Below are 25,796 nucleotides of genomic sequence, written 5' to 3'. Positions count from 1 at the left end.
GCGGCCGGTCGTCCAGCGCCTCTGCGCCATCATCGACATGACGCCACGGGTCTGGCATGTCTCGCTTGCGCAAGCGGAGGAGGACGAAAAATGAAAGCCGCACCTATCTGCATGATCCTGGCCGCGATGTTGTGCGCGAGCACCGCGCATGCGGCGGGTTGCGTCGACGCCAAGTCCGCCAGGAAGGGTTTCGTTCTGGCGAGACCCGGCATCCAGAGCGAATTTCGGCCCGTGGCCGGCGGGATGATGTCGGTTGCCAACACCTACGAATCGCAATCGCCGCAAACCCAGTATCTGTTCGCCGGCCTGATCGAGGTGTTTCGCGACAGCGACACCGGTCGCCAGGCGATGATCCCGCTTTCCGATCTGCGAAAGCTGTTTCCGCTGAACACGGGGACAAAGGCCGCGATAGAGTTCGTCGAGCTGTCGCCGAACAAGCCGCCGAAGGGCACCAAGACGCTGAGCCTGGTCGTCAAGGGCAAGGAGACATTCAGCCTGGGCGAGTGCAAATACAATGTCCTGGCGGTCAAGGAGACCTTCAAGAACGGTGCCGGCGAGACGCTGGATCATTTACCGCCCTCTATGCGCCAGATCTGCAAGCCGCGCTCGCCCGGCGCTACGATGAAGGCACCAGTTCGGAATCCGTCAACGGCTACGAGACGATCAAGCCGCTGGCCGAGTAGCTGAACCAGAGCACGGCGAGTCAAGGGGTACTCGGCCGTGGCAGTATCCTGTTGCGTCGCCTGGCTGCCAATGCGCCCTGCGATGGCGACGGCGCGCTTCGCTCAAGTCCCGCCAGACAATCCCGCAGCACGCTTGCATCCTGCGCCGTCTTGGCCATCGACATCGCTCCGGAATAGGCGGCGACCGTCAGCGCGGCGAAGCGTTCGGGGTCCGTGCCCTCGTCCTTGCCCACCTGCTGGTCGGCATGCAGCTTGTCGGCAATCGCGCGCCGCCACCCGGCAAAGATCCCGGCAAGGGCAATGCGGAAATCCGGGTCGGCAAGCGACAATTCGTGCGCCAGATTGTTGAGCGGACAGCCGCGCACGAAACCCTGCTGCTCCAGTTGCGCCGCCACGGCCTCGAACACCGCGCGCACGCCTTCGCGGGCTGATGCCGCCGCCAGCACCGGCGCGATCCATGTCTCTTCGACCGCTGCCGCCACACGCTCGTCGATCACCGCCAGCGCCAGCGCCTTCTTGGTCGGGAAATGGTGATGCAGCGCGCCGCCGCTGACATCAGCCGCCGCCATCAGGTCGCCGATGCTGGAGGCGTGATAGCCGCGCGCCTGGAACGCGTCCTCGGCGACATCGAGCACTTTCTTGCGCATGCCCTCAGGGTCGTTGATGCGTTTTCCCGGGCGCGGTTTTGGTTGAGCGATCATCTCTGCTGACATTGCCGGACATTAGCATATTGACAAAACAGGACAACCGGTCTGTTTTACAAACAGGACAATCACCCTGTTTTGGAGAATGCCGGATGAACCTGCCCCAGAACGTCGCGACGAAACCCTCAGCGCTCGCCTCGCCTGTCGTCGAGCTGCGGCAATACACGCTGAAGCCAGGCCAACGCGACACGCTCATCGACATCTTCGACAGCAGGCTGATCGAGGGCCAGGAGACCGCCGGCATGACCATCATCGGCCAGTTCCGGGACCTCGACCGCCCGGACATGTTCGTCTGGATGCGCGGCTTCGAGGACATGACCGCGCGGAAAAATGCTCTTGCCGCTTTCTATGGCGGGCCGGTCTGGGCGGCGCACCGCGATGCGGCCAACGCGACGATGATCGATTCCGACGATGTGCTGCTGCTCAAGCCGGCGTGGCCGGGCGCCGGCTTCGACCTTGCGGGGGCGCAGCGGCCAAGCCTGGCCGGCGACGAAAAGCCCATTCGAAACAGGCCGCTGACCGGCATCGTTGTCATCGAGATTCATCATTTGCAGCCCGGCACGGAGGCAGATTTCACCACCCGCTTCGAGATTGAGACGGCGTGCCTGATGACGGCCGACGCACGCCTGCTCGCCGCGTTCGTGACCGAGCCTGCCGAAAACAATTTTCCGCGCCTGCCGGTACGGGCTGACGAAAACGTCTTCATCAGCGTCATGGGTTTTGCCAGCACAGAAGCGCATGCCCGCCACAAGGCCGCGCTTGCCGCCTCGCCGGCATGGCAGGATTTTTGGCGGGCCGCGCAACCCGGCCTGACCAAACCCACGGAGACCTTGCGGCTGTCGCCGACATCGCAATCACTGGTCGGGATCTATTCCTAAAGCGCGTCGACGCGCTTAGGAATAGATCCTTTTTTGTGCATGTCGTTCTCCCAAAACCGGGGCCACTTTTGGGCGACATGCATCAGACTTCAAATGCCTCGACGATGGTCTTGGCGACAAGGGCCGGGTCTTCCCAATGCGGGTTGTGGCCACAGCTCTCGGCCCGGACGAAGACGGCTCCGGCAAGAGCGGATTGCAACGCCTGCTGGTGCGCCTCGCCGAACAGCGGGTCGCAGGCGCCGGCGATGATCAGCGTCCGGGCCTGCACGGCCCGCGCCGCATCGCTCAGATCGGCGCGGCGGATTTCCTCGAGAATCGCGCGCCAGCGCGGCGTCGGCATCGCCGAGGCCTCTTGCGCCAGGCTGGCGAGAAAGGCTGGAGGCACGTCGGGACTGCAGGCATGCCACCAGGCGTAGAACGGATCGGCCGGCGATATCGGGTCGCGCAGCGCCTCGACGCCCGCGACCAGCGGATGATCCGGCGCGAAATCGGGCTTTAGCGTACCGGCCAGCACCACCAGCCCGCCAATCAGCTCCCTGTGTCGCCCTGCCAATGCGATGGCCACCATGGCGCCCAGCGAATGGCCGACGACGAGCGGCCGGTCGAGCCGCAAACGCAGGACCAGCCCGGCAATATCGTCGGCGAAATCGGCGATGCCGCAGCCTTTGCCGGCCTGCGAGGCGCCGTGGCCGCGCAGATCCGGCATGATCAGCCGGCGGCCGGCCAGATATGGCGCCAGAAGCGAAAAGCTGCGGCTGGTGTCGGTGAAGCCGTGCACCAACAGCAGTGCCGGCTCGGCGCCCGATATCTCGGCATAGGCGATGTCGAGATCGCCGACAGTGACGAATTGCTTGCGGCCGGCCCAGCCGTCCTGGTCCGCGCAGGCATTCAGCACCGCCGCCCTCACAGGCCGAGCTTTTCCTTGACCGCGGCAAGGCCGGGTTGGCCGTCGAAGGTGGTGACACCGGCGAGCCAGGCATCGAGACGGCTCTTGTTGGCCGTGATTGCCTTCAGCGCACCGTCCTCCGGCTTCATGCCGTCATTGATCAGATAACCCATGCCGACATTCTCGAAATCAATGTCGAAGGCGAGGTTTTTCAAGAACTGTGCGACGTTCGGGCATTGCTGCAGATAGCCCTTGCGCACCTGCGTCGTCACCGTCGCGGCGCCGAAATTCGGGCCGAAGAATTTGTCGCCGCCGGTCAGATATTTGAAGTCGTACATCATGTTCATCGGGTGCGGCGCCCAGCCCTGGAAGACGATGAACTGCTTCTCCTTGATCTCGTAGCCGACCTCGGAAAGCATGCCGGCTTCGCTCGATTCGACCACCTGCCAGCCGTCCAGGCCAAAGGCGGGATCGGCGATAGCGTCCATCATCAACTGGTTTGAACCGGGCTCGATGCCGTACATTTTCTTGCCGAATTTGTCGGCGAATTTGTGCAGGTCGGAAATGTCCTTGACGCCGGCTTCCCAGACATAGGTCGGCACGGCGAATGTGTATTTGGCGCCTACGAGATTGACGCGCACATTCTCGACCGAGCCGTCCTTCTTGTAGGGTTCGTAATAGGTGACCATGGCCGGGTCCCAGTAGCCGAGGAACAGGTCGAGATCCCTGTTCTTCATGCCCTCGTAGATGACGTTGATGCCGAGCACCTGGCTTTGCGGCTGGTAGCCAAGCGCCTCCAACAGGACATTTGCGACTCCTGTGGTGAAGGCAAGGTCGTTCCAGCCGGGTTCGGCCATGCGGACCGTCTTGCACTCTTCGGCCTCGGCCGCCTGGGCCGCATGAGTGGCCAACATGAGGCCGGCAAGGCAGACGCCATTTGCAAGGATGCGCAACATTTCGGTTCTCCTCATCCACAAAATTGACCAATCGGTCTTTTTATTGTCCCATGGGTCAATTCTTGATCTGAACGGACGAAGATGTCAACGTGGATTCGACATGCATGGACCGATCCCGTGAAACTCAAGCGTCTCAGTGAGATCCGCCGCAAGGAATTGCGGCAGGCGGCCTTCGCGGTGCTGGAGCGCGAGGGCATTGCCGGCGCGACCCTGGAAAAGGTGGCGGCGCAGGCCGGTGCCTCCAAGGGCATCGTGCTGCACTATTTCCGCAACAAGCAGGAATTGTTCGAGCACGCGATGCGTGAGGCAAACGCCGTCCTGTGCCAGGCGGTGATCGCGCGGCTTCGCCGGGCGCAGACACCGATGGAGCGCATGGATGCGGTGATCGAGGGCAATTTCGAGGAGCATCTGTTCCAGCCGCCTCTCTGCCATGCCTGGCTGTCGCTCTGCGCCGAGGTGCCGCGCGACGAGAAGATGGCTCGTATCCAGAGGGTGATCCATGCGCGCATGCGCTCGAACCTGTTGTCGGGCCTGCGCGGCCTCGCCTCGCCCGGAGATGCCGACGACATCGCGCTTGGCGTCACCGCGCTGATCGACGGGCTTTGGTTGCGGCTCGGCCTGCAGCCGGGCAGTGTGTCGCGCGAACAGGCTGTCCGCCAGGTCAAGAATTATGTCGCGGGACGGCTGGCTTTGGGGGAGCTTGCGACCGCCGGCGCTTAAACCAGCCTCGGCCGGCCTGCCGGGTGGCGGCGGTCGAAGTTCATACCGTGGGATAGGCTGACGGCTTGACCTTGGCCGCCACTATACGGTGCTCTCGACGACGCAGAAATCTCGGAGCATCCGATGAGACTTCACAACAAGCGCGCGCTGGTTACCGGCGGGTCGGACGGTATCGGCCTGGCGATCGCCGAGGCCTTTTTGCGCGAGGGCGCGGACGTCCTGATCGTCGGCCGCGACACCAAGAAGCTCGACGCCGCCCATAAGCACCTCGGCGGCACTATCGAGACGCTGTCGGCCGATCTTGCCACATCGGCCGGCATTGCGGCCGTCGTCGAGCACGTCAAAAAATCCGGCAGGCCGCTCGATATTCTCGTCAACAATGCCGGGGTGGCTTTCCTGGTGCCGTTCGAGACCGTCAGCGAGGCGCAGTTCCAACAATCCTTCGCGCTCAATGTGACGGCGGTGTTCTTCCTCACCCAGGGTCTGCTGCCGCATCTGGCGGCCGGCGCGTCGGTGATCAACATCTCGTCCTATTTCGCCAACAAGATGATCCCGAAGCGGCCGTCGAGCCTCTATTCCCTGTCAAAGGGCGCGTTGAACTCGCTGACCAAATCGCTGGCCTTCGAACTCGGCCCGCGCGGCATCCGCGTCAACGCCATCGCGCCCGGCACGGTCGACACCGCCATGCGACGCAAGACCGTCGACAATTTGCCGGCCGAGGCAAAGGCCGAGCTGAAAGCCTATGTCGAGCGCAGCTATCCGCTTGGCAGAATCGGCCGCCCCGACGATCTGGCGGGCATCGCAGTGTACCTCGCTAGCGACGAGGCGGCCTGGACCAGCGGCGGGGTCTTCTCCGTCGACGGTGGTTATACCGCGGGCTGATCCGTCCGGGCGCCACGCCAAGCGCCGACATTTTCAGCGACGCCACTTTCTACAAATCCAAGTACGCCTACCGCCTCCAGGACCTGATCGCGAACCCAGCGATGGGGTGACTCGTCGTCGTGGCGCGCGTGCCAGTACATCCTGATTTCCGGAACAGCAATGGGAAGCGGTGGTTCAAAGATGACGAGCGGCAGGGTCTCGGCCGCCCAAACCGCGAACTGCCTGGGCACCGCCGACAGGTGGTTTCCATTTGCCACGGCTAATGCGACAGCCTGAAAGTGCGGCAGGGTCAGGCTTACACGGCGCGTTCGCCCGATCTTGCGGAGCGCCTCGTCGGTGGAGCCCGACATCGAGCCGTCGATAGAACGAAGAATATGGGGCAGTTCGCAGAAGAGGTCGATCGGCAGAGTCTTGCCTTCCATGATTCCCGCCTGCCTGATCGCAGCGTTGTCGTGCGCGGCGATGATGGCGAATGGTGAATGGAACAGAGGCGTGCTTGAGACCCAGTCGGAGACCTCCAGCGGACGCTCGAGCGCTACGTCGATTTCATCGTCCTGGAGCAGCCGCGAGACATCGCCGCGCGCGCTATCGAGAAACCTTAGCGACGCGCGCGGCGCGGCGCCAGCGATGCGTGCCGCCAGCGCTGGCATCAGCATCATCGAAAAGAAATCCGCCCCCATGAACGTGAAGGTTCGCTCCAGTTCCGCCGGATCGAACGCCTTGGCCGAATGGAAGACGCGTTCGATCTCGCGAAGTGCCACGCGCAACGGCTCGGCCATGCTCTCGGCGCGCGGTGTCGGCATCATGTCATTGCCCCGTCGCACGAACAGCTGGTCGTTGAGGAGATGTCGCAAGCGATTGAGCGCAGCGCTGACGGCAGGCTGGCTGAGGCCGATCTGCTCGCCGGCACGCGTAACGCTTCTCTCCCGCAGAAGGGCGTCGAACACCTTGATGAGATTGAGGTCGAGCGCGTTCAAATTCATCGCATCAATTCGCCCCATACGATCATTCGATTTCCGTTGTCGGCGTATCCCTGGCTAGATCGTCATCGGCCCAGCAGGCACAGGCAACAGAAGGATCAGACACGCCATGACAATGACCCCCGGCACGATCACAGGCAAGGAACTCTTCTGGTTCAACAACACGCTCGTCGCGATCCACGTCTCGTCGATGGCAGGAGAGGACGGCATCTGCGTCGTCGAGCATCACATGCCCTATGGCGACTCGCCGCCGCTGCATGTGCATCGCAGGGAAGACGAAGTGTTTCACATCCTGGAGGGGAGATTGCGCTTTCAGATCGACGGCCACGAACGCATTGCGGACGCCGGCGAAACCGTCATCGCACCGAAAGGCCTGCCGCACACCTACCGGGTCGAATCCCCGGAAGGTGCGCGCGCCCTCACCATCACGCGCGGTTCGGATTTTGAGACGATGCTGCGTCAGGCGAGCCGTCCCGCCGAACAGCCCGAACTGCCGCCGCTGATGGAACCAACACCGGAAATCATCGCGGCACTGGTGCAGCTTTGCGCAAAAAACGGCATCGACATTGTCGGTCCGCCGCTGGGGTGAGAGGCCGAAACTGCGCAGTCCTTCCCTTCTCCCCTTTGTGGGAGAAGGAGAGACGCGCCGCGCCTTCAACCGATTTGCATCCTCGCCGCCCGCATTCTCCGCTTGAAGCCGTTTGTGCAACGCGATACGCCGTTGCCGACTTCGACAAGGAGAGACCCGTGACCGCTGCAAAGACCAGAACCGAAACCGACACGTTCGGTCCCATCGAAGTCGCCGCCGACCGGTATTGGGGCGCGCAGGCGCAGCGTTCGCTCGGCAATTTCAAGATCGGCTGGGAAAAGCAGCCGGCGTCGATCGTGCGCGCATTGGGCATCGTCAAGCGGGCGGCGGCCGAAGCCAACATGGAGCTCAAGCGGCTCGATCCGGCGATCGGCAAGACGATTGTCGAGGCAGCGCAAGAGGTCATCGACGGCAAGCTCGATGAGCATTTCCCGCTGGTGGTCTGGCAGACCGGTTCGGGCACCCAGTCCAACATGAACGCCAATGAGGTGATCTCCAACCGGGCGATTGAGATGCTGGGCGGTGTCATGGGCTCCAAGAAGCCGGTGCATCCCAACGATCACGTCAATATGAGCCAATCGTCGAACGACACCTATCCGACAGCCATGCACATCGCCTGCGCCGAACGTATCGTGCACGATCTGTTGCCGGCACTGAAGCACCTGCACAAGGCACTCGCCGCCAAGAGCAGAGAGTTCAATCACATCATCAAGATCGGCCGCACGCACACGCAGGATGCCACCCCCCTTACGCTTGGCCAGGAATTTTCGGGCTATGCCGCGCAGGTCGCTTCGTCGATCAAGCGCATCGAGCTGACGTTGCCCGGGTTGCAGGAACTGGCGCAGGGCGGCACCGCCGTCGGCACCGGCCTCAACGCGCCGGTCGGCTTCGCCGAAAGGGTCGCGGATCGCATCGCCTCCATCACCGGCATCGCCTTCGTCACCGCGCCGAACAAGTTCGAGGCGCTGGCGGCCCATGATTCCATGGTGTTTTCGCACGGCGCCATCAATGCGGCGGCCGCCGCGCTGTTCAAGATCGCCAACGACATCCGCTTCCTCGGCTCAGGCCCGCGCTCGGGCCTTGGCGAACTGTCGCTGCCGGAAAACGAACCGGGCTCGTCGATCATGCCGGGCAAGGTCAACCCGACCCAGTGCGAGGCGCTGACGCAGGTCTGCGTACAGGTGTTCGGCAACAATGCGGCGCTCACCTTCGCCGGCAGCCAGGGTCATTTCGAGCTCAATGTCTACAATCCGCTGATGGCCTACAACTTCCTGCAGTCGGTGCAGTTGCTCTGCGACGCCTCGGTCTCCTTCACCGACAATTGCGTCGTCGGCATCGAGGCCCGCGAAGACAACATCAAGGCGGCACTCGACCGATCGCTGATGCTGGTGACGGCGCTGGCGCCGACCATCGGCTACGACAATGCCGCCAAGATCGCCAAGACCGCGCACAAGAAGGGCACCACTTTGCGCGAGGAAGCGCTCGCCACCGGGCTGGTCAGCGAAGCCGATTACGACCGCCTGGTGCGGCCGGAGGATATGACGCATCCGGGGTAGGCAATTCCAGGAAAAGTGTCTGCGGTTTTCGGTCCGGAATTGCGTCACCAAAAGCCCGATATTTCGTGAGGGGAGAATTTACTCCCGTCACGACCTCACCCGAAGCGAATTTTGCGCAGGCCGCCCGATCACGGAAACGTAAGCACTGTGAACAATGTGTCGCCAGTCTGGTGGCTTTGGTGAACAGTCGGTTTGCTCTATCTCCCCGGCATCAACCCATCCCGGAGAGCCACCATGTCCACCAACATTTCAGTCGCCGGTTCCGGCGCATCCAATGCCTCGACCACCATCCTCCTCGGCCGCGTCCTGCTCGCGGTCATCTTCCTGCTTTCAGGTTTCGGCAAGCTCACCGCCATTAGCGGAACAGCGGGCTATTTCGGCAGCCTCGGCCTGCCCTTGCCGACCGTAACGGCCACCGTCGTCGGCCTGATCGAGCTTCTCGGCGGCCTCGCCATCCTCGTCGGCTTCAAGACCCGGATTGTCGCCTGGGTGCTGGCGGTCTTCACCGTCGCTACCGGTTTGGTCGCCCATACCGGTTGGGCCGACCAGATGCAGATGATCCAGTTTCTCAAGAACCTCGCCATTGCGGGCGGCTTCCTCGTGCTGGCTTCCTCGGGCGCCGGCGCCTATTCGATCGACGCCAAGCGCGGCTGAGCCAAGACCCGGCAATAGCCGAACAAGAAAGCGGCGCGGAATTTTCCGCGCCGCTTTTTCGTTGTTGGTGCATGACCGCCGATCTGTCGGCCGGAGTTTCTGATAGGATCGGGGCTATCGGGACGAGGCCGGCCGGCGGCCGACAACGGAGGTGAACATGCCCCGCAACGCGCTGCTCCTGCTCTCCCGGCTGCTGCTCGCCGCCCTGTTCGTGCCTTCCGGTTTCCATGCATTGAGCGACATCGCCGGCACCACAGGCTACTTCGCCGGCCTCGGCCTGCCGCTGCCGACACTTGCCGCCTGGGGCACGGGACTGTTCGAACTGATCGCCGGGCTGCTCATCCTGGTCGGTTTCCAGACCCGGATCATAGCGCTTCTGCTCGCTGCCTTCTGTATCGTCGCCGGCTTCATCGGCCATTATGGCCAGGGCGGCGGCGACGCGATGCTCGCCTTCCTGCACCAGCAGATGCTGATGAAGGACATTGCGATATCAGGTGGGTTTGTAGCGCTGGCGATGGCCGGCGCCGGCGCATGGTCGATCGACGGGCGCGGCGCGGTTTGATATTTTTGCGTAGATGGGCCCGAGCTGATCAACCCCACTCCGTGTCGGCTTCGCCGAGCCACCTCCCCCCGATCGACGGGGTAGAGGAAGGGCGCGAGCCTATTGCCGCCAACGCTCTTCCAACAAGGCTCCCTTCCTTTCCCTCCGGAGGGGGGAAAGGTGGCGCTGCGAAGCAGCGACGGATTGGGGGAAGCCGGTCATCAAAGGCGAAGCCGCCGGCGAAGTACGACCGGCAGGTCTCCGCTTAAGTCAGATAAGACACGGGTCTGCTAGCAGCTAGCGCCTTATTTCACTGACATGCTGGGGCCACCCTCGACGGCCAGCACCAGCCGGCGGTTGGTGATCCTGGCCAGCTGCGCCAGGCGCCCGGCCGGCCGCTCGCCATAGAGATCGGCCAGCGATGCCGGCAAGACCAGCGCCAGCACGCCGTTGGCGCGCTGTTCCCATTTCAGCCTGGGCATGATGCCGGGCATCGACGCCGTCAGCAGGTAGACGACGCGCATCATCGCGGCGAGCACGCGGGCGCGCTCCAGATAACGCGGCGATGCCAGAGCCTTGATCTCGGGGGCGATGGCTTCGTTGAAGATGCCGTCGTGACGATAGGCGTTGGCCATCGCCAGGAAAGCACGGCCAGGATGGTCGACGCCGAAGAAGGACGCGTGCGCAATGATGTTGAGCGATTGCTTGCCGCGGTATTCGGGATGCGCGCGCCAGCCGATGTCCGCCAGCAATGCGGCCGCGTGGCGGTAGCGCGCCTCGTCCTCGGTCTCGTCGATGCCGAAGGCGGCAAAGGTCTTGGCGGTCCAGTCGACAAGTTCGTGCGCATGGGTGACGGAGCGCGAGCGCAGGCGGGCGAGTTCCTCTGAGGCCGAAATCAGCGGATCGGCCTTCTGCTCCGCCTCGTCGAGCAGCGAATAGAGAAAGCCTTCGCGCACGCCGAGCGCCGAGACGATGATCTTCGACGGCTGCATCGCCGCCATGATCTCCTGCAGCACGATGGCGCCATAGGGCAGCAGCGAACGGCGGTTCTTCGAAACGCCTTCGATGCCCTTGACCTTCTCGATCTCGGCCTTGGCCACCTGCTTGAGGAAGTTCGCCGCGCTTTCGGCCGATATCTCGTAATGGTGCATGACGCCAAGCGGATAGTTGGTCATTTCCATGTGCAGCCGGGCAAGATTTCGCCAGGTGCCGCCGACGGCGTAGAAGGGCCTGCCCTGCCCGCCTTTCAACAGCTTGGCCTTCGCCAGTTCGTCACGCGCGATCCTAGCCGCCTGGGCCAGCGAGTTCTTCGCCATGTCCTGCAGGCGCAGGCCGCCCAGCGGCAGCGTGATGCCGTCGCCGATCGCCTCGCCGCTGACATCGACCAGTTCGAGGCTGCCGCCGCCCAGATCGCCGGCGATACCATCGGCCGGATGGAAACCGGAAATGACGCCGAGCGCGGAATAGTACGCTTCCTGACGACCGCTGATCACTCGGATCTCGGTCTTCAGCACATCCTCGGCGCGGTGGATGAAATCGGGGCCGTTGACCGCCTCGCGGGCCGCCGCGGTCGCCAGCACATACATTTGCTCGGCGCCGGCCTGGTCGGAGAGCGCACGAAAGCGGCGGAACTCTTCCATCGAGCGCGTTACCGCCTCGGGGTCGAGCTTGCCGGTCGAAACGATGCCGCGGCCGAGACCGGCCAGCATCTTTTCGTTGAACAGCATGGTCGGCGAGCGCGCCAGCCCCTCATAGACGACGAGACGGATCGAGTTCGATCCGATGTCGATGATGGACAGCGGTCGGCGGTCCTGCAGCCGGCCCTGAGAATCAGACAGCATCAGCCGGACGCTGCGGCGTTCTTCTTGCGGCGCTTGAACTGCGCGATGCGCTTGGGCGCATGCGACTTCAGCGCGTCACCCCGTCCCGACAGGCTCGGATTGGTCATGAAATATTCCTGCGCGTTGAACGGTTCCTCGCCCTCCTCCAGCACGACGCGCCGGGAGGTTCCATCAGCCAATACGTCGAAACTTTGCTGATTGTCCATAATGTTGCCCAGCATGATCTGGCCAAGGATCTGTTCATGCACAGTTGGATTGGTGATCGGCACCATGGTTTCGACGCGGCGGTCGAGATTGCGCGGCATCAGGTCGGCCGAGGAGATGTAGACGATCGCCTCGTCCGACGGCAGGCCGAAACCATTGCCGAAACAATAGATGCGGCTGTGCTCGAGAAAACGGCCGACGATCGATTTTACGCGGATGTTTTCCGACAGGCCCGGAACCTGCGGCCGCAGGCAGCAGATGCCGCGCACGACAAGGTCGATCTCGACGCCGGCGCGGCTGGCATCGTAGAGCGCGTCGATGATGATCGGATCGACGAGGGCGTTCATCTTCATCCAGATGCGCGCCGGTTTGCCTTGCACCGCGTAGGCAATCTCGTCGGCAATGTGCTTCAGGATGCGGCTTCTCAGCGTGAACGGCGAGATCGCCAACCGCATTTCGTCCGTCGGCTCGGCATAGCCGGTGATGAAATTGAACAGCTGGGCGACATCGCGCGCAATCGTCGGATCTGTGGTGAAGAAGGACAGGTCGGTGTAGATGCGCGCGGTGACCGGATGGTAGTTGCCGGTGCCGAGGTGCACGTAGTTGCGCAGCTTGCCGTCCTCGCGCCGCACCACCAGCGACATTTTGGCATGCGTCTTCAGTTCGAGAAAGCCGAACACCACCTGCACGCCGGCCCGCTCCAGGTCGCGCGCCCAGCGGATGTTGGCTTCCTCGTCGAAACGCGCCTTGAGCTCGACCAGTGCGGTGACCGACTTGCCGGCCTCGGCCGCGTCGACCAGCGCGCGCACGATCGGGCTGTCGTTGGAGGTGCGGTAAAGCGTCTGCTTGATCGCCACCACTTCCGGATCGGCCATTGCCTGGCGCAGGAACTGCACCACCACATCGAAGGATTCGTAGGGGTGATGGACGACGATGTCCTTCTCGCGGATGGCGGCGAAACAATCGCCGCCATGTTCGCGGATGCGCTCGGGAAAACGCGGATTGTAGGGCGTGAATTTCAGGTCGTCGCGGGGAACGGCGACGATCTCGGAAATCTGGCTGAGCGCCAATGGACCGGTCAAGACGCTGATGCGGCTCGACGACACGCCAAGCTCGCCGGCGACGAAATCGCGCAATTCGCCAGGCATCAGCCTGTCGAATTCGATGCGGATCACCGATCCGCGCCGACGCCGCTTCAGCGCCGTTTCGAACAGGCGCACGAGGTCCTCGGACTCCTCCTCGACCTCGATATCGCTGTCACGGATGATGCGGAACGTGCCGGAGCCCTTGACCTCGTAGCCGGGGAAGAGCTTGCCGATATAGAGGCCGACAGCCTCTTCCAGCGGGATGAAGCGGACATGATGCTTGCGGTCCGGCAGACGGATGAAGCGCTTCAGCGCCACCGGCAGGCGCAGCAGCGCGCTCATCTCCTCGCCGTTCTTGCGATGGCGCAATTGCAGCGCCATCGAGAAGCCGAGATTGGGGATGAACGGGAACGGATGCGCCGGGTCGATCGACAGCGGGGTCAGCACCGGGAAAACCTGTTCCTGGAAATGGTCTTCCAGCCAGATTTTCTCGTCCTTGGTCAGCGCATCGCGGGTGATGCTCTCGATGCCTTCCTTGTTGAGCAGCACGGTGAGCGCCGAAAGGCTCTTCTGCTGGTCTTCCTGCAGCCGCTCGACCTCACGCAGCAGCTGTTCGAGCTGCTGTTCGGGGGTGCGGCCGTCCGGGCTCTTCAGCGTGATGCCCTCGCGCACCTGGCCGGCAAGACCGGCAACACGGACCATGAAGAACTCGTCGAGATTGGCGGCCGAGATCGACAGGAAGCGGACGCGCTCCAGCAGCGGGTGATTGAGGTTCAGCGATTCCTCGAGAACGCGCCGGTTGAACTGCAGCCAGGAAAACTCGCGGTTGACAAACCGGTCAGGGTTGCCGCCTTCCGGGCGAGCCACCTCGACATCCACGAATTCGTTCTGCACCGGCTTCAGTTCGTTCATGATTCCCGCTCTTCCACACCCGCTCAAGCCGGCTAGCCAGTCACTCTAGCGACCCATGGTCCCTCCCGAAAACCGAAATCGGTTTTCGGGTCATGGGTTAACCGGCTTAACTTATCCTCTGACAGGCTTTTGCGACAGTTTGATTTCATCGAACTTGCAAAGAGGCCTGATATGATCCAGATGCAGACGAGACTGCGTTAAGGAGACGACGATGGCAGGCGGTTCCATTCCCCATTTTCAGAACGATGCGGGCTATCCGGCAATCGACATCGGCGTGAAGGAATTCATGTGCACGGGCGCCAATCCGCCTTTCGACCACCCGCATGTGTTTCTGGACATGGGCGACGACAATGAAAAAGTCTGTCCCTATTGCTCGACGCTCTACCACTATTCGCCGAAGCTGAAGGCGACGGAAACGCTGCCGGCCGGATGCATCTACATCGAACAGGCCGCCTGAGACTTTCGCGACCAGCCCGATGAACGACACGCGTTCCCGGCAAATTGTCGTCGCCGGGGCCGGTGTCGCCGGATTGACCGCAGCCCTTGCATTCGCCTCGCGCGGCTACGCGGTTCGGGTGTTCGAACAGGCGCAGCGCCTGGAAGCTGCCGGCGCCGGCATCCAGCTCTCTCCAAACGCGACGCGCATCCTTCGCCAGCTCGGCGTGCTCGACCGGCTGCTGCCGGCAGCTGTGCGGCCGCAAGCCGTGGTGTTGAAGAAGGCCGCGACCTTGCGTGAACTGGCGCGCGTGCCGCTGGGGCAAGCCGCCGAAACCCGCTGGCAAGCACCCTATCTCGTCGCGCACAGGGCCGATCTGCAGAGCGCATTGACCGCGCGCGTTGCCGAGGTGCCGGATATCCATCTCACCACCGGCGCGCGCATCGGCGACGTTGCCTCCGGCCCGCATGGCATCACGGCGACGGCCGAGATCGACGGCAAGACCATCGAGGCGGAGGGCTTCCTGCTGGTCGGGGCCGATGGCGTCTGGTCGTCGGTGCGCCCACTTGTCGACTCGGCCAAGGGGTCGGCTTCGCCAAGAAACCGTTTCTCCGGCGAACTGGCCTGGCGCGCGACCATCGCAGCTGATAGCGCCGCGGGGCAGAGCTTTGCCGCCATCGGAGCCAGGGACTGCGTCACCACCTTCCTGCATCCCGGCTTCCATATGGTGGCCTATCCCGTCAGCAAGGGTGCGGCCTTCAATCTCGCGGCCTTCACCAGGGGCGACCGCATTGCCGAAGGCTGGTCCGGCAACGCCGACGCCGGGATCCTGACCCGAGCTCTTGCCGGCACCGCGGCAGAACTTGCCCGTCTGGTCGAGCAGGCCGGCCCGTGGACCGCGTGGCCGATCCACACTGTCGACCCGCAACAGCCCTGGACAACACCGAACGGCATGGCGCTGATCGGCGACGCCGCGCATGCGATGACCCCATTCGCGGCGCAAGGTGCGGCCATGGCGATCGAGGATGCAGCGACGCTTGCCGACGCCGTCTACGCCTCCCCTACGGACCCGCTGGCCGCGCTTGCGATTTGGGAACAGTCACGGCGGCCGCGTGTCGCGCAGGTCGCCCGACGCGGCGCTGTCAACCGGCTGGCCTGGCATGCCGCAGGGCCGGTGGCGATTGCGCGCAACGTGTTCCTGAAAATGCGCACGTCGGAAAAACTCGCGGCGGATTTGGACTGGCTCTATGGCTGGCGGGCACCGGAGGCTGACGAAAGCTGAAACCTGCGAAAGGTTGGCGGGACAGAGGGGGGTGTGAAGGAACACGACACTCGCCAATTCGCGGAATGCCCACGCTAATTATACAGCCGCATCGATAGCCCGAGCGATACAGGCAGCGGGTTCCACCAGCCGGTGCGCAGGCCTGCGGTGCGCAAGGCGGCCGCCGTCCAGGTGTTGCAGCCGATCAGTGCGTTGAAATGGCCGTTGGCTTCGTAGAAGCCGTCGAACCTGGAATAGGCCGCGTCCGGAACGAGGATCGGGCCTTCCGGTCCGCGCTGGAAACTCGCATCGATGAAATCGAGCAACGCCGCGAACCGGTCCTCTGTGATGTCGAACCCCGCGATGTCAGGGGGCGGTTCGAGGATGTCACCGGCGACATCGACATGCATGACCGACGCGTCGAGGGTCAGTGCCTTCATCACCGGTACCGCCTTCAGCTCGGACCATGTCGGCGTCTCCAGGTAGAAGGCGCGACCGCCCCAGCCGAAGACGATGTAGCGGACCTCCGGCCTGTCGGCCGGTATGCCGGCGTCGACCAGGAAGTGGAAACGCTGGCGCACGGCATCGTCGACCGGGATGGCGATATCGGTGTGGATCGGATTGTTCAGCACCAGGATGTGGCGCGTCGCGGCGGGCATGGCGGCGGCCGCCGGCCACAGCGGCCGCGGCACGAGGGTGCCCGTCGTCACGGCGAGAGCGACGACAATCAACAGAAGGCCTAGAAAACGTCCCAGTCTCTTCATGAAAAGCGGCTCTGCAAAAGCGCTCCAGCGCGACAGGAACGGTCGCCTGTTATGCCATACGCAAAAGAGCCCGGCAGTGTTTCAGCCGGGCTCCTCGCAAACATCGAAAGCCTAGTGCAGGATCTGCGACAGGAACAGCTTCGTGCGCTCATGGCGCGGGTGGTCGAAGAACTCGGCCGGCGTGTTCTGCTCGACGATCTGGCCCTGGTCCATGAAGATCACCCGGTTGGCGACCTTGCGGGCAAAACCCATCTCGTGGGTGACGCACAGCATGGTCATGCCTTCTTCGGCAAGGCCAACCATGGTCTCCAGCACTTCCTTGATCATCTCCGGATCAAGCGCCGAGGTCGGCTCGTCGAACAGCATGATGCGCGGGTTCATGCACAGCGAGCGGGCAATCGCCACACGCTGCTGCTGGCCGCCGGAAAGCTGGCCGGGATATTTGTTGGCCTGTTCCGGGATCTTGACGCGCTTGAGGAAATGCATGGCGATTTCCTCGGCCTGCTTCTTCGGCGTCTTGCGCACCCAGATCGGCGCCAGCGTGCAGTTCTCAAGGATGGTCAGATGCGGGAACAGGTTGAAGTGCTGGAACACCATGCCGACCTCGCGGCGCACCTCGTCGATCTTCTTGAGATCGTTGGTCAATTCCTTACCGTCGACGATGATCTTGCCCTTCTGGTGCTCCTCCAGGCGGTTGATGCAGCGGATCATGGTCGATTTGCCGGAGCCGGAGGGGCCGCAGATGACGATGCGCTCGCCGCGCATCACTTTCAGGTTGATGTCCTTCAGCACATGGAACTCGCCATACCATTTGTGCATGGCGATGATGTCGATGGCGACATCGGTCGTCGAAATCTGCATCTTGGCGGCGTTGACCTTGATCTCTTCGGCGCTGACGGCATTTTCGGTGGCCATGAGAGGGATCCCCTTGTTCTTTTGTTGTTGGTAATGATGCCTGTCGTTACCCCAAAACCGCTATACACTTTTGGGCGACATGCATTCAGCGTTTGTGGCCGGTGTCGAGCCGGCGTTCGGTGTACATTGAATAGCGCGACATGCCGAAGCAGAACAGCCAGAAGACGAAGGCCGCGAAGATCAGGCCAGACCTCGCCGTCTGCGCGGTTGCCCAGTTTGCATCGGAAAAATTCTGTTTGACGATGCCGAGCAGGTCGAACATCGAGATGATGATGACCAGGCTGGTATCCTTGAACATGCCGATGAAGGTGTTGACGATGCCCGGGATGACCAGTTTCAGCGCCTGCGGCATGACGATGAAATACATCTTCTGCCAATAGCCGAGACCGAGCGAATCGGCGCCTTCATACTGGCCCTTGGGGATCGCCTGCAGGCCGCCGCGCACCACTTCGGCCATATAGGCGGCGGCAAACAGCGACACGCCGATCAAAGCGCGCAGGAACTTGTCGAACGAAACGCCCTCCGGCAGGAACAGCGGCAGCATGACGCTGGCGAAGAACAGCACGGTGATCAGCGGGATGCCGCGCACCGTCTCGATGAAGACGACGCACAGCGTCTTGATGATCGGCATCTTGGAACGGCGGCCGAGCGCCAGCACGATGCCGAGCGGCAGCGACACGGCAATGCCGACGAAGGACAGGCTGAGCGTTACCAAGAGCCCGCCCCAAAGCGAGGTCTCGACATGCGGCAGGCCGAACATGCCGCCGACCAGCAGGACGAAGGCGACGATCGGCAGCACGAAGAACAGCAGAACCGCATTCAGCCCTTTGCGTGGCACCTTCGGCATCAGCATCGGCACCAGCAGCGCCACGAACAGGATGGCGACCAGGATCGGCCGCCAGCGCTCCTCGATCGGATAGCGGCCGAGCATGAACTGGCCGAACTTGGCATTGACGAAAGCCCAGCAGGCGCCGGTCCAGCCATCCGGCTGGATGCCGCCTTGCGCCACCGTGGCGCATACGGTCCGGTCCGGCCCCGTCCACACGGCGTTGATGAACGCCCAATTGATGATTTGCGGCAGGATCATCGCCACCAGGGCGATGCCGACGATTGTCAAAATGGTGTCGCCGGTAGACGCGATCAGGTTCTTGCGCACCCACGCGCCGAGGCCGGTGACGCTGGCGGGCGCCGGCTGCGCCAGCACCATTTCGGTGCGCACCCAGGACATATCATGTTCTTGCATGTCCTTACCTCACCTCTCCACCAGCGCCATCTTGGCGTTGAACCAGTTCATCACAAGCGAGGTCAGAAGGCTGATAGCGAGATAGATCACCATCATGATCACCACGCCCTCGACGGCCTGGCCGGTCTGGTTCAGCACTGTCCCGGCGGTCGCCGTCAGGTCCGGATAGCCGATGGCGATGGCCAGCGACGAGTTCTTGGTCAGGTTGAGATACTGGCTGGTCAGCGGCGGAATGACGATGCGCATGGCCTGCGGCACGACGACCAGCCGCAGGATCGATCCGGACCGCAATCCCAACGCACCGGCGGCTTCCGTCTGGCCCGCGCTGACACCCCTGATGCCGGCACGCACGATCTCGGCGATGAAGGCGGCGGTATAGCAGGACAGCGCCAGATAAAGCGACAGAAACTCCGGCCGGACCTGAAAGCCGCCGGTCAGGTTGAAAGTCGACTGCTTGGGGTAGTCGAAGCTCAGGGGAAAGCCGCTCAGCGCATAGGCGAGCAGCGGCAGCCCGACGATCAGCGCCGCGGATGTCCAAAACACCGGAAATTGCTGGCCGGTCGCCATCTGCCGTTGCCGCGCCTTGCGCGCGACGAACCACGCCATGGCGATGCCGACGAGCAGGGCGACGAAGATCAGCCATGAACCGTCGCCCCATACGGCGCGTGGAAAATAGAAACCGCGCTGGTTGAGGAAGGAGCCGAACGGCAAATTGATGCTGTCGCGTGGCGCCGGCAGCACGGCCAGCACGCCGGAATACCAGAAGAAGATGACCAGCAGCGGCGGGATGTTGCGGAAGACCTCGACATAGACAGTGCAGATCTTCCTGATCAGCCAGTTCTTCGAGAGCCGGCCGATGCCGATGACGAAGCCGATGATTGTCGCGGTGATGATGCCGACGATAGCGACGATGACCGTGTTGAGGAGGCCGACCAGAATGGCGCGGCCATAGGTCGAATCCGACGAATAGGCGATCGCGCTCTCGCTGATATCGAAGCCGGCGCGGCCCTTGAGGAAGCCGAAGCCTGAAGCGATGCGCAACCGCGTCAGGTTGTCGATAACGTTGTGGGCAATCCACCAGACGCCCGCCACCAGCAGCACGACGACCAGCAGCTGGAAGAATATGCCCCGGATTTTCGGATCGTTGATGAAGGAACCGCGGCTGGGCTCCTCGCGAAGTACGTCCTGCGATGCCATTCGACCGTCCCCTGGAAAGAGAAACCGGGAGGCAGATGATCTGCCTCCCGGATCACATTTCGATCAGCGGATCGGCGGCGCGTATTGCAGGCCGCCCTTGGTCCACAGCGCGTTGATGCCGCGCGCGATCTTCAGCGGGCTGCCCGAGCCGACATTGCGCTCGAACATTTCGCCATAATTGCCGACGGCCTTGACGATGTTGACCACCCAGTCATTGGAAACGCCGAGATCGGTACCGATCTTGGTGTCGGCTTCCTGGCCGAGAACGCGCTTGATCTCGGGGCTGGCCGAGTTCTTCATCTCATCGACATTGGCCTTGGTGATGCCGAGCTCTTCAGCCTGCAGCAGCGCAAAATAGGTCCATTTGACGATGTGGTACCACTGGTCGTCGCCCTGGCGAACGGCAGGTCCGAGCGGCTCCTTGGAGATGATCTCGGGCAGCACGACATGGTCGGCCGGCGATCCCAGCGTCAGGCGGATGCCATAGAGGCCCGACTGATCGGTGGTATAGACGTCGCAGCGGCCGGCATCATAGGCGGCGTTGACCTCTTCCAGCTTTTCGAAGACGACCGGATTGTACTCCATCTTGTTGGCCTTGAAATAGTCGGCGAGGTTCAGCTCGGTGGTGGTGCCGCTCTGCACGCAGACGGCTGCGCCCGAGAGCTGCAATGCCGAATTGACACCCGGCAGCTTCTTGGCGTTGATCATGAAACCCTGGCCGTCATAATAGGTGACGCCGATGAAATTCAGGCCGAGTGCCGTATCGCGGTTGATGGTCCAGGTGGTGTTGCGCGACAGGATGTCGATCTCGCCCGACTGCAGCGCGGTAAACCGCTCCTTGGCGCTGAGCGGCGTGAACTTGACCTTGGAGCCGTCACCGAAGACGGCGGCCGCGACAGCGCGGCAGAAATCCGCATCGATGCCTTGCCAGTCACCCTTGTCGTCCGGCGCCGAAAAGCCGGCCAGGCCGGTGGAGACGCCGCACTGGATGAAGCCCTTCGCCTTGACGGTGTCGAGCGTGGCCGCCGACGCGGCGGACGCCATCAATCCAAGCGTGGCGGCGCCTAGAATGCCGATAGCAATGTGTTTCATGACCCACAGACCCTTTTCTCTGTTTTTCAGGAGTAAATCCTGATTTTTTTCTCCCGTGTGAACGCGGCTTCATCCCGGCCCATCCCGAAACCCCGCATCGTAACCGACGCGCCGCCTCCCATTCACAAATGTCATCGAAGGCGATAATTCCTGTGAGGTCAAGGGAAATGACCCAAACCCGAAGAGTTTGAAAACCGATTGCCGTAAATGCCTGATTTACAGACAAACACGCCCGCGAATTAGTCAGCAGGGGCCAATAAAGGCGGCAAAGCTGATGCAACGCCAACGCGGGGCCGATACCGGCCGCGGCAGCGAAATCCATCCCGGGCAAATACCTCGTGGTTGTTGACCTCCGCGTGGGGCGAACTACCATGTCCCAAGATTGTCTTCTGACGATTTACTGGCGGCTGCAGTCCAATACAGGTCGCAGACGAAGACTGTTCTCAAGAGGCTTGAAAGACGATCCAGGTCCCGATGCCAGCCATCAACGCGCCTGAAACGCGCGGAATCAGCTGCCCGGTCGGGACCGTCTTCTCCACCAGGACGAGGATGGCGATGCCGGCGATCCACAGCACGTTCATGACGCCACCGACGAACAGCAGGGCCATCAGCGCCCAGCAACACCCCAGACAGTAGGCGCCGTGATCGATGCCCAGCCGAAGCGCGCCGAGCGGAGCGGAGCGGAATCCGCCATGGCCGGCCAGGAACGCGATCGGGGCCTGACATTGGCGCAGGCAGACGCCCTTCATCGGCGTCCATTGATAGAGACCGGCGGCGATCAGGACGAGGCCGCCGAGGACCGCGCTGCCGGTCGCCATCGAGGGGTCGAGCAAGGCAAGACGGGCGAGAAGCCATTGCGCACCGGTCGCCACGAGGCTGAAGACGACCCAGACGGCGAGGTAGCCGGCAAAAAACCATCCCGTCGAAGCGATGGGCCTGCCATCCGCCCGCGCCTTGCGGCCGACACCGGCATAGAGCAGCAACATCGGTGCGACCGAAGGCGTCATCATGCCGACCATCATCACCGCCCACATCGTGAAGGTGAAAGCGAAATCGGCCAATGCCCAGGCCCGGATGCCTGGCGCCACGGCGGCGCCCATATCCATGCCGCCCATACCCATGTTCGACCCGTCCATATTCGACATGTCCATTCCGGCCATGTCACCGCCTCCGCTGTCCGGCAAGGCGGAGCCGGGCATGACCATGTCGGTGGCGAGCCACAGCACATAGGCCCAGGCGAGCACGGCAATCACCACGAGCGCGGCCATCACGACCGCGCGATCGCGCCGCAGCACCGCCTCGAGGGCCGTGTCGCCCATTGGATCAGGTCAATGCACGATGCCGCTCTGCGTGAGATGCAGATTGGCGAAATGGCTGTGCGTATCGGCCAGCTCGAACTTGATCGGGCCCGTCGCCTTTGTCCAGCCGCGCCCGACCTCGGCGATCGCGTATTCGAAGCCGTGCGGCAGGTCGATGCGCGCCTGGTGGGCAGCGCCGGTGACCGGATTCCGGATCGGCTCGCCGCGACCGTCGGTTATACCCTCGACATGCAGCTGACTGGTTCGCGCGTCGACGTCGATGTTGAATTCGATCGGCGCAAAGATAGGGTCGTGGAACTTCTCCAGCGTGGTCGAAAAGACCTGGAATATCGTTGCACCCGGTTCGGTATCCAGACCGCCCAATATGCGAAGCAGCGCGCCACGTTGGGCTTCCGTCGCCCTCTCGTCGATGATCACCGCGGCTTCGCCCCCGCCCTGGTGTATGGCGCCGGGCCAGCTGAAAATCCCGACGAACCGCAATCCGTCGAGCTTGGTGTCGCCGTGATGGCCGCTTTCGATTTCCATGCCGGCGACCGCCTGGCAGAACCCGTATGTCGGCATGGCGTTGAACTGGCACGGGCAGCCATAGGCGCAGTTGCAGTTGATGAATTCGCGCGCCTTCATGGCCCATTTGACGTCCGGCATGGCATTCCTCCCTTGCCGCGCTCACGCTTGGTGAGCGCGATCCGGATCGTGGAGGACCAGAGGTCAACCGGCAGCAACCATCCGGCAGCATCTGATCGAAGCAATCCGGCGATTAATATTAGCCGACAATCATATACCTTCCGCAGCCGCCCACAATAGCCGATCGGCGGAGATGAGGGCTCCGAACGCGGGTCAATCAAAGACCGCCTTTTCGCGATAGGAATTTTTTCTTGACACCCTGCCCTCAGCTATGATACATTTTCGTCCATGGTGCTGATTTGCGCCGATGACCCGCCGCACAGGCGGGTTTTTCGTTTGATATCCTGTCCCCGCATCGCTGTTTTTGCCGCGACGAATTGGCATATTCGAAGTCCATCTCCTGGCGGACGGTGGCTGTTGCACGGTCCATGCCGCCGCACTATGGCTAGCGGCTTGTCAAACAAGGCGACGCAGAATGGCGAAAGACGGCGAGCACTTTAGCGGCGGGATGGGCATCAACACGCGGCTTGCCCATTCGGGCAACAATCCGCACGACTATTTCGGCTTCGTCAATCCGCCGGTGGTGCATGCCTCGACCGTGCTTTTTCGCGACGCGGCGTCAATGGCGGCTCGCACCCAGAAATACACTTACGGCACGCGCGGCACGCCGACGACCGATGCGCTCGCCCACGCCATAGACGCGCTGGAAGGTTCGGCAGGCACGATCCTGGTGCCGTCGGGCCTTGCGGCGGTGACGGTACCGCTGCTCGCCTTCGTGTCGGCCGGCGACCATCTGCTGATCGTCGATACCGTCTATCATCCGACCCGCAACTTCGCCGACACGATGCTGAAGCGGCTGGGCGTCGAGGTCGAGTACTACGCCCCCCATGTCGGCGCCGGCATCGCGGCGTTGATCAAGCCCAACACCAAGGTGGTGTTCACAGAATCACCGGCCTCCAACACCTTCGAGGTGCAGGACATCCCGGCCATCGCCAAGGCGGCGCACGCCGCGGGTGCCATCGTCATGATGGACAATACCTGGGCGACGCCACTGTATTTCCGCCCCCTCGACCACGGTGTCGACATCTCGATCCATGCGGCGACCAAATACCCGGCCGGCCATTCCGACGTGCTGCTTGGCACGGTGTCGGCCAATGAGAGCTGCTGGACGCATCTTTATGAAAGCTTCTGCACGCTTGGCTGCTGCGCCGGGCCCGACGACGTCTACCAGGTGCTGCGCGGCCTGCGCAGCATGGGCGTGCGCCTCGAACACCATCAGCGCAGCACGCTCGCCATCGCCTCCTGGCTCGAAGGCCAGAAGGGCGTGGCGCGCGTGCTCCACCCGGCCCTGCCCAGCCATCCGGATCACGCTCTATGGAAGCGGGATTTCTCCGGCTCCAGCGGCATCTTTTCCATCGTGCTTGCCGGTGGCGGCCAGAAGCAGCAGCACGCCTTTCTCGACGCGCTGCAAATCTTCGGCCTCGGCTATTCCTGGGGCGGCTATGAGAGCCTTGCGGTACCGGTCTGGCTCGGCGACCGCGTTGTCGCGAAGGCCCCCTATGAGGGTCCATTGATCCGCCTGCAGATCGGCCTCGAGGACGTCGACGACCTGAAGGCCGACATTTCGCGCGGTCTGGCCGCGGCGGCGGCTGCGTAGCGGAATTCTATTCCCTCAAATTGTAGTTTCCCGGATCAGTTTGGCTTTCAAATTCAGCGATGCCGCGTCATTGCGGTGCGATCAGCACATTTTCGACTTCCCCTGGAATATCGGCAGAGTTTTCGACCTCATGGCTTTCCGCCTTTTTGTTCCCATTCTTGCCGGCGCGACGCTGCGCGAGCGTCTCGTCGCCTGTATCGGCGCGACGATCGGCATTGCACTCACCGGTGTGATCGCCAGCCTTGTGCTCGGCAACGGCCCGCACGTGCCGCTGCTGGTGGCGCCGATGGGGGCGTCGGCGGTGCTGCTGTTCGCCGTGCCCGCCAGTCCGCTGGCACAGCCATGGTCGATCATCGGCGGCAACACGATATCGGCACTGGTCGGCGTGATCGTGGCGCATTTCATCCACGAAACCGCCCTTGCCAGCGGCATCGCGGTGGCACTGGCCATCGCCGCCATGTCGTTCACGCGCTGCCTGCATCCGCCGGGCGGAGCGGCCGCGCTGACCGCGGTGCTGGGAGGGCCTGCCGTGATCAGCGCCGGCTTCCTGTTTCCATTCGTGCCGGTGGCGCTGAACTCGATCCTGCTGGTGGCGCTCGGCTACGGCTTCCACAGGCTGGCCCGGCGCAATTATCCGCATGTGCCGGTTGCGGCGCCGGCAAACAGCCACGGCACCGGCGATCTGCCGGCGCAGCTGCGCGTGGGCTTTCGGTCGGAAGACATCGATGCCGCGCTTGGCGCACTCGACGAGACGTTCGATATCGATCGCAACGATCTCGACCGGCTGCTGCGGCAGGTCGAATTGCAGGCGATGGTGCGCGCGCACAAGACCCTTCTGTGCGAGGACATCATGTCGCGCGATGTGATCTCGGTCGATGCTCACACCTCCACCGAGGCGGCGCGCCAATTGCTGCTTGACCACAACATCCGCACCTTGCCGGTCGTCAATGCGGAAGCCAGGCTGGCAGGCACGGTGGGGTTGCGCGAACTCACCCAGGCCTCGGGGACGGTTGGATCCGTCTTATCGCCCGCGGCAACAGCCGCCGCCGGCGTCGCCGCCATGGGGCTGCTGCCCGTGCTCACCGATGGCCGCAGCCACGCGGTCATCATCGTCGACGACGACAAGCGGATTCTCGGGCTGATCACCCAGACCGATCTGTTGGCCGCCACGGCGCGCCTGCAGGCTGCCTGACAAGCCTTCGCTCGCACTGTAGTGT

At 63.0% G+C, this 25,796-nt stretch carries 25 protein-coding genes; 12 read left to right on the top strand and 13 right to left on the bottom strand.

The window, feature by feature from the left end:
• The first annotated feature begins 90 nt into the window (after positions 1-90).
• Positions 91-687: a hypothetical protein gene (locus AC0L2D_RS24555; RefSeq protein WP_473542781.1), complete on the top strand. Its 597-nt coding sequence runs from the start codon at positions 91-93 to the stop codon at positions 685-687.
• Between the two features lie 16 nt (positions 688-703).
• On the opposite strand, the gene AC0L2D_RS24550 is transcribed toward AC0L2D_RS24555, so the two are convergent.
• Positions 704-1,330, bottom strand: a complete 627-nt coding sequence (locus AC0L2D_RS24550; RefSeq protein ID WP_473542779.1) for a TetR/AcrR family transcriptional regulator — start codon at positions 1,328-1,330, stop codon at positions 704-706.
• A 149-nt stretch (positions 1,331-1,479) separates the two neighbouring features.
• On the opposite strand from AC0L2D_RS24550, the gene AC0L2D_RS24545 reads away from it, so the two are divergent.
• Positions 1,480-2,265, top strand: coding sequence for an NIPSNAP family protein (locus AC0L2D_RS24545; RefSeq protein WP_473542777.1), 786 nt, complete (start codon positions 1,480-1,482; stop codon positions 2,263-2,265).
• A gap of 82 nt (positions 2,266-2,347) precedes the next feature.
• Here the strand turns inward: AC0L2D_RS24545 and AC0L2D_RS24540 are convergent, their stop codons facing one another.
• Together AC0L2D_RS24540 and choX are read right to left on the bottom strand one after the other, a co-directional pair.
• Entirely contained in the window at positions 2,348-3,160 is an 813-nt protein-coding gene (locus AC0L2D_RS24540) for an alpha/beta fold hydrolase (RefSeq protein ID WP_473542775.1), read from the bottom strand.
• Between the two features lie 8 nt (positions 3,161-3,168).
• Complete coding sequence (choX, locus tag AC0L2D_RS24535) at positions 3,169-4,107, bottom strand: choline ABC transporter substrate-binding protein (protein ID WP_013532407.1); 939 nt, start codon at positions 4,105-4,107, stop codon at positions 3,169-3,171.
• Positions 4,108-4,188: 81 nt separating this feature from the next.
• On the opposite strand from choX, the gene betI reads away from it, so the two are divergent.
• The gene (gene betI / locus AC0L2D_RS24530; protein ID WP_064994372.1) at positions 4,189-4,827 is read left to right on the top strand and encodes a choline-binding transcriptional repressor BetI; all 639 of its coding nucleotides are present in this window, start codon (positions 4,189-4,191) and stop codon (positions 4,825-4,827) included.
• Between the two features lie 123 nt (positions 4,828-4,950).
• Entirely contained in the window at positions 4,951-5,709 is a 759-nt protein-coding gene (locus AC0L2D_RS24525; RefSeq protein WP_473542772.1) for an SDR family NAD(P)-dependent oxidoreductase, read from the top strand.
• Here the strand turns inward: AC0L2D_RS24525 and AC0L2D_RS24520 are convergent.
• The gene (locus tag AC0L2D_RS24520) at positions 5,694-6,692 is read right to left on the bottom strand and encodes a LysR family transcriptional regulator (RefSeq protein WP_473542770.1); all 999 of its coding nucleotides are present in this window, start codon (positions 6,690-6,692) and stop codon (positions 5,694-5,696) included. The genes AC0L2D_RS24525 and AC0L2D_RS24520 overlap by 16 nt on opposite strands.
• Positions 6,693-6,798: 106 nt before the next feature.
• Here AC0L2D_RS24520 and AC0L2D_RS24515 point away from each other — a divergent pair, with 106 nt between their 5' ends.
• From AC0L2D_RS24515 to AC0L2D_RS24500, 4 genes are all read left to right on the top strand, one after another.
• Positions 6,799-7,278, top strand: coding sequence for a cupin domain-containing protein (locus tag AC0L2D_RS24515; protein WP_024505711.1), 480 nt, complete (start codon positions 6,799-6,801; stop codon positions 7,276-7,278).
• 158 nt (positions 7,279-7,436) lie between these two features.
• Positions 7,437-8,834: a class II fumarate hydratase gene (fumC, locus tag AC0L2D_RS24510; RefSeq protein ID WP_024505710.1), complete on the top strand. Its 1,398-nt coding sequence runs from the start codon at positions 7,437-7,439 to the stop codon at positions 8,832-8,834.
• Between the two features lie 234 nt (positions 8,835-9,068).
• On the top strand, positions 9,069-9,488 hold the full coding sequence (locus tag AC0L2D_RS24505) for a DoxX family protein (RefSeq protein ID WP_013532413.1): 420 nt from the start codon (positions 9,069-9,071) through the stop codon (positions 9,486-9,488).
• A gap of 157 nt (positions 9,489-9,645) precedes the next feature.
• A complete protein-coding gene (locus AC0L2D_RS24500; protein ID WP_013532414.1) occupies positions 9,646-10,050 on the top strand; it encodes a DoxX family protein in 405 nt (134 codons plus the stop codon).
• Between the two features lie 284 nt (positions 10,051-10,334).
• Here the strand turns inward: AC0L2D_RS24500 and ppx are convergent, their stop codons facing one another.
• Positions 10,335-11,870: an exopolyphosphatase gene (ppx, locus tag AC0L2D_RS24495; protein ID WP_024505005.1), complete on the bottom strand. Its 1,536-nt coding sequence runs from the start codon at positions 11,868-11,870 to the stop codon at positions 10,335-10,337.
• Positions 11,870-14,071: an RNA degradosome polyphosphate kinase gene (locus tag AC0L2D_RS24490; RefSeq protein ID WP_013532416.1), complete on the bottom strand. Its 2,202-nt coding sequence runs from the start codon at positions 14,069-14,071 to the stop codon at positions 11,870-11,872. Before AC0L2D_RS24490 ends, ppx begins: the two co-directional genes overlap by 1 nt.
• A 211-nt stretch (positions 14,072-14,282) precedes the next feature.
• Between AC0L2D_RS24490 and AC0L2D_RS24485 the strand changes: the two genes are divergently transcribed.
• Both AC0L2D_RS24485 and AC0L2D_RS24480 read left to right on the top strand, forming a co-directional pair.
• Positions 14,283-14,528: a zinc-finger domain-containing protein gene (locus tag AC0L2D_RS24485; RefSeq protein ID WP_027163328.1), complete on the top strand. Its 246-nt coding sequence runs from the start codon at positions 14,283-14,285 to the stop codon at positions 14,526-14,528.
• A 19-nt stretch (positions 14,529-14,547) separates the two neighbouring features.
• Positions 14,548-15,789 carry an FAD-dependent monooxygenase gene (locus AC0L2D_RS24480; protein WP_473542766.1) on the top strand — a complete coding sequence of 414 codons (1,242 nt, stop codon included), beginning with the start codon at positions 14,548-14,550 and terminating at the stop codon, positions 15,787-15,789.
• 74 nt (positions 15,790-15,863) lie between these two features.
• On the opposite strand, the gene AC0L2D_RS24475 is transcribed toward AC0L2D_RS24480, so the two are convergent.
• The 7 genes from AC0L2D_RS24475 to AC0L2D_RS24445 all read right to left on the bottom strand — a co-directional run bounded on the left by AC0L2D_RS24475 (position 15,864) and on the right by AC0L2D_RS24445 (position 22,943).
• Complete coding sequence (locus AC0L2D_RS24475; protein ID WP_013532419.1) at positions 15,864-16,532, bottom strand: TIGR02117 family protein; 669 nt, start codon at positions 16,530-16,532, stop codon at positions 15,864-15,866.
• Positions 16,533-16,643: 111 nt separating this feature from the next.
• The gene (locus AC0L2D_RS24470) at positions 16,644-17,393 is read right to left on the bottom strand and encodes an amino acid ABC transporter ATP-binding protein (protein WP_031213892.1); all 750 of its coding nucleotides are present in this window, start codon (positions 17,391-17,393) and stop codon (positions 16,644-16,646) included.
• A gap of 139 nt (positions 17,394-17,532) precedes the next feature.
• Positions 17,533-18,690 carry an amino acid ABC transporter permease gene (locus AC0L2D_RS24465; RefSeq protein ID WP_013532421.1) on the bottom strand — a complete coding sequence of 386 codons (1,158 nt, stop codon included), beginning with the start codon at positions 18,688-18,690 and terminating at the stop codon, positions 17,533-17,535.
• 9 nt (positions 18,691-18,699) lie between these two features.
• On the bottom strand, positions 18,700-19,887 hold the full coding sequence (locus tag AC0L2D_RS24460; RefSeq protein WP_063171823.1) for an amino acid ABC transporter permease: 1,188 nt from the start codon (positions 19,885-19,887) through the stop codon (positions 18,700-18,702).
• A 63-nt stretch (positions 19,888-19,950) separates the two neighbouring features.
• Positions 19,951-20,979 (bottom strand): amino acid ABC transporter substrate-binding protein, encoded by a 1,029-nt coding sequence (locus tag AC0L2D_RS24455; protein WP_024505009.1) that lies wholly within the window; start codon positions 20,977-20,979, stop codon positions 19,951-19,953.
• Between the two features lie 443 nt (positions 20,980-21,422).
• Entirely contained in the window at positions 21,423-22,298 is an 876-nt protein-coding gene (locus AC0L2D_RS24450; protein ID WP_473542763.1) for a DUF2182 domain-containing protein, read from the bottom strand.
• A 9-nt stretch (positions 22,299-22,307) separates the two neighbouring features.
• Positions 22,308-22,943: a DUF1326 domain-containing protein gene (locus tag AC0L2D_RS24445; RefSeq protein WP_013532425.1), complete on the bottom strand. Its 636-nt coding sequence runs from the start codon at positions 22,941-22,943 to the stop codon at positions 22,308-22,310.
• Positions 22,944-23,397: 454 nt separating this feature from the next.
• On the opposite strand from AC0L2D_RS24445, the gene AC0L2D_RS24440 reads away from it, so the two are divergent.
• Positions 23,398-24,579: a cystathionine beta-lyase gene (locus AC0L2D_RS24440; protein WP_064994363.1), complete on the top strand. Its 1,182-nt coding sequence runs from the start codon at positions 23,398-23,400 to the stop codon at positions 24,577-24,579.
• A 130-nt stretch (positions 24,580-24,709) separates the two neighbouring features.
• Positions 24,710-25,771, top strand: a complete 1,062-nt coding sequence (locus AC0L2D_RS24435) for an HPP family protein (protein ID WP_127366701.1) — start codon at positions 24,710-24,712, stop codon at positions 25,769-25,771.
• The last annotated feature ends 25 nt before the right edge of the window (positions 25,772-25,796 follow it).

This window comes from Mesorhizobium sp. WSM4833, from assembly GCF_055811095.1.
Note: the sequence above shows the minus strand (reverse complement) of the source record. Positions and strands in the feature narration are given on the sequence as shown.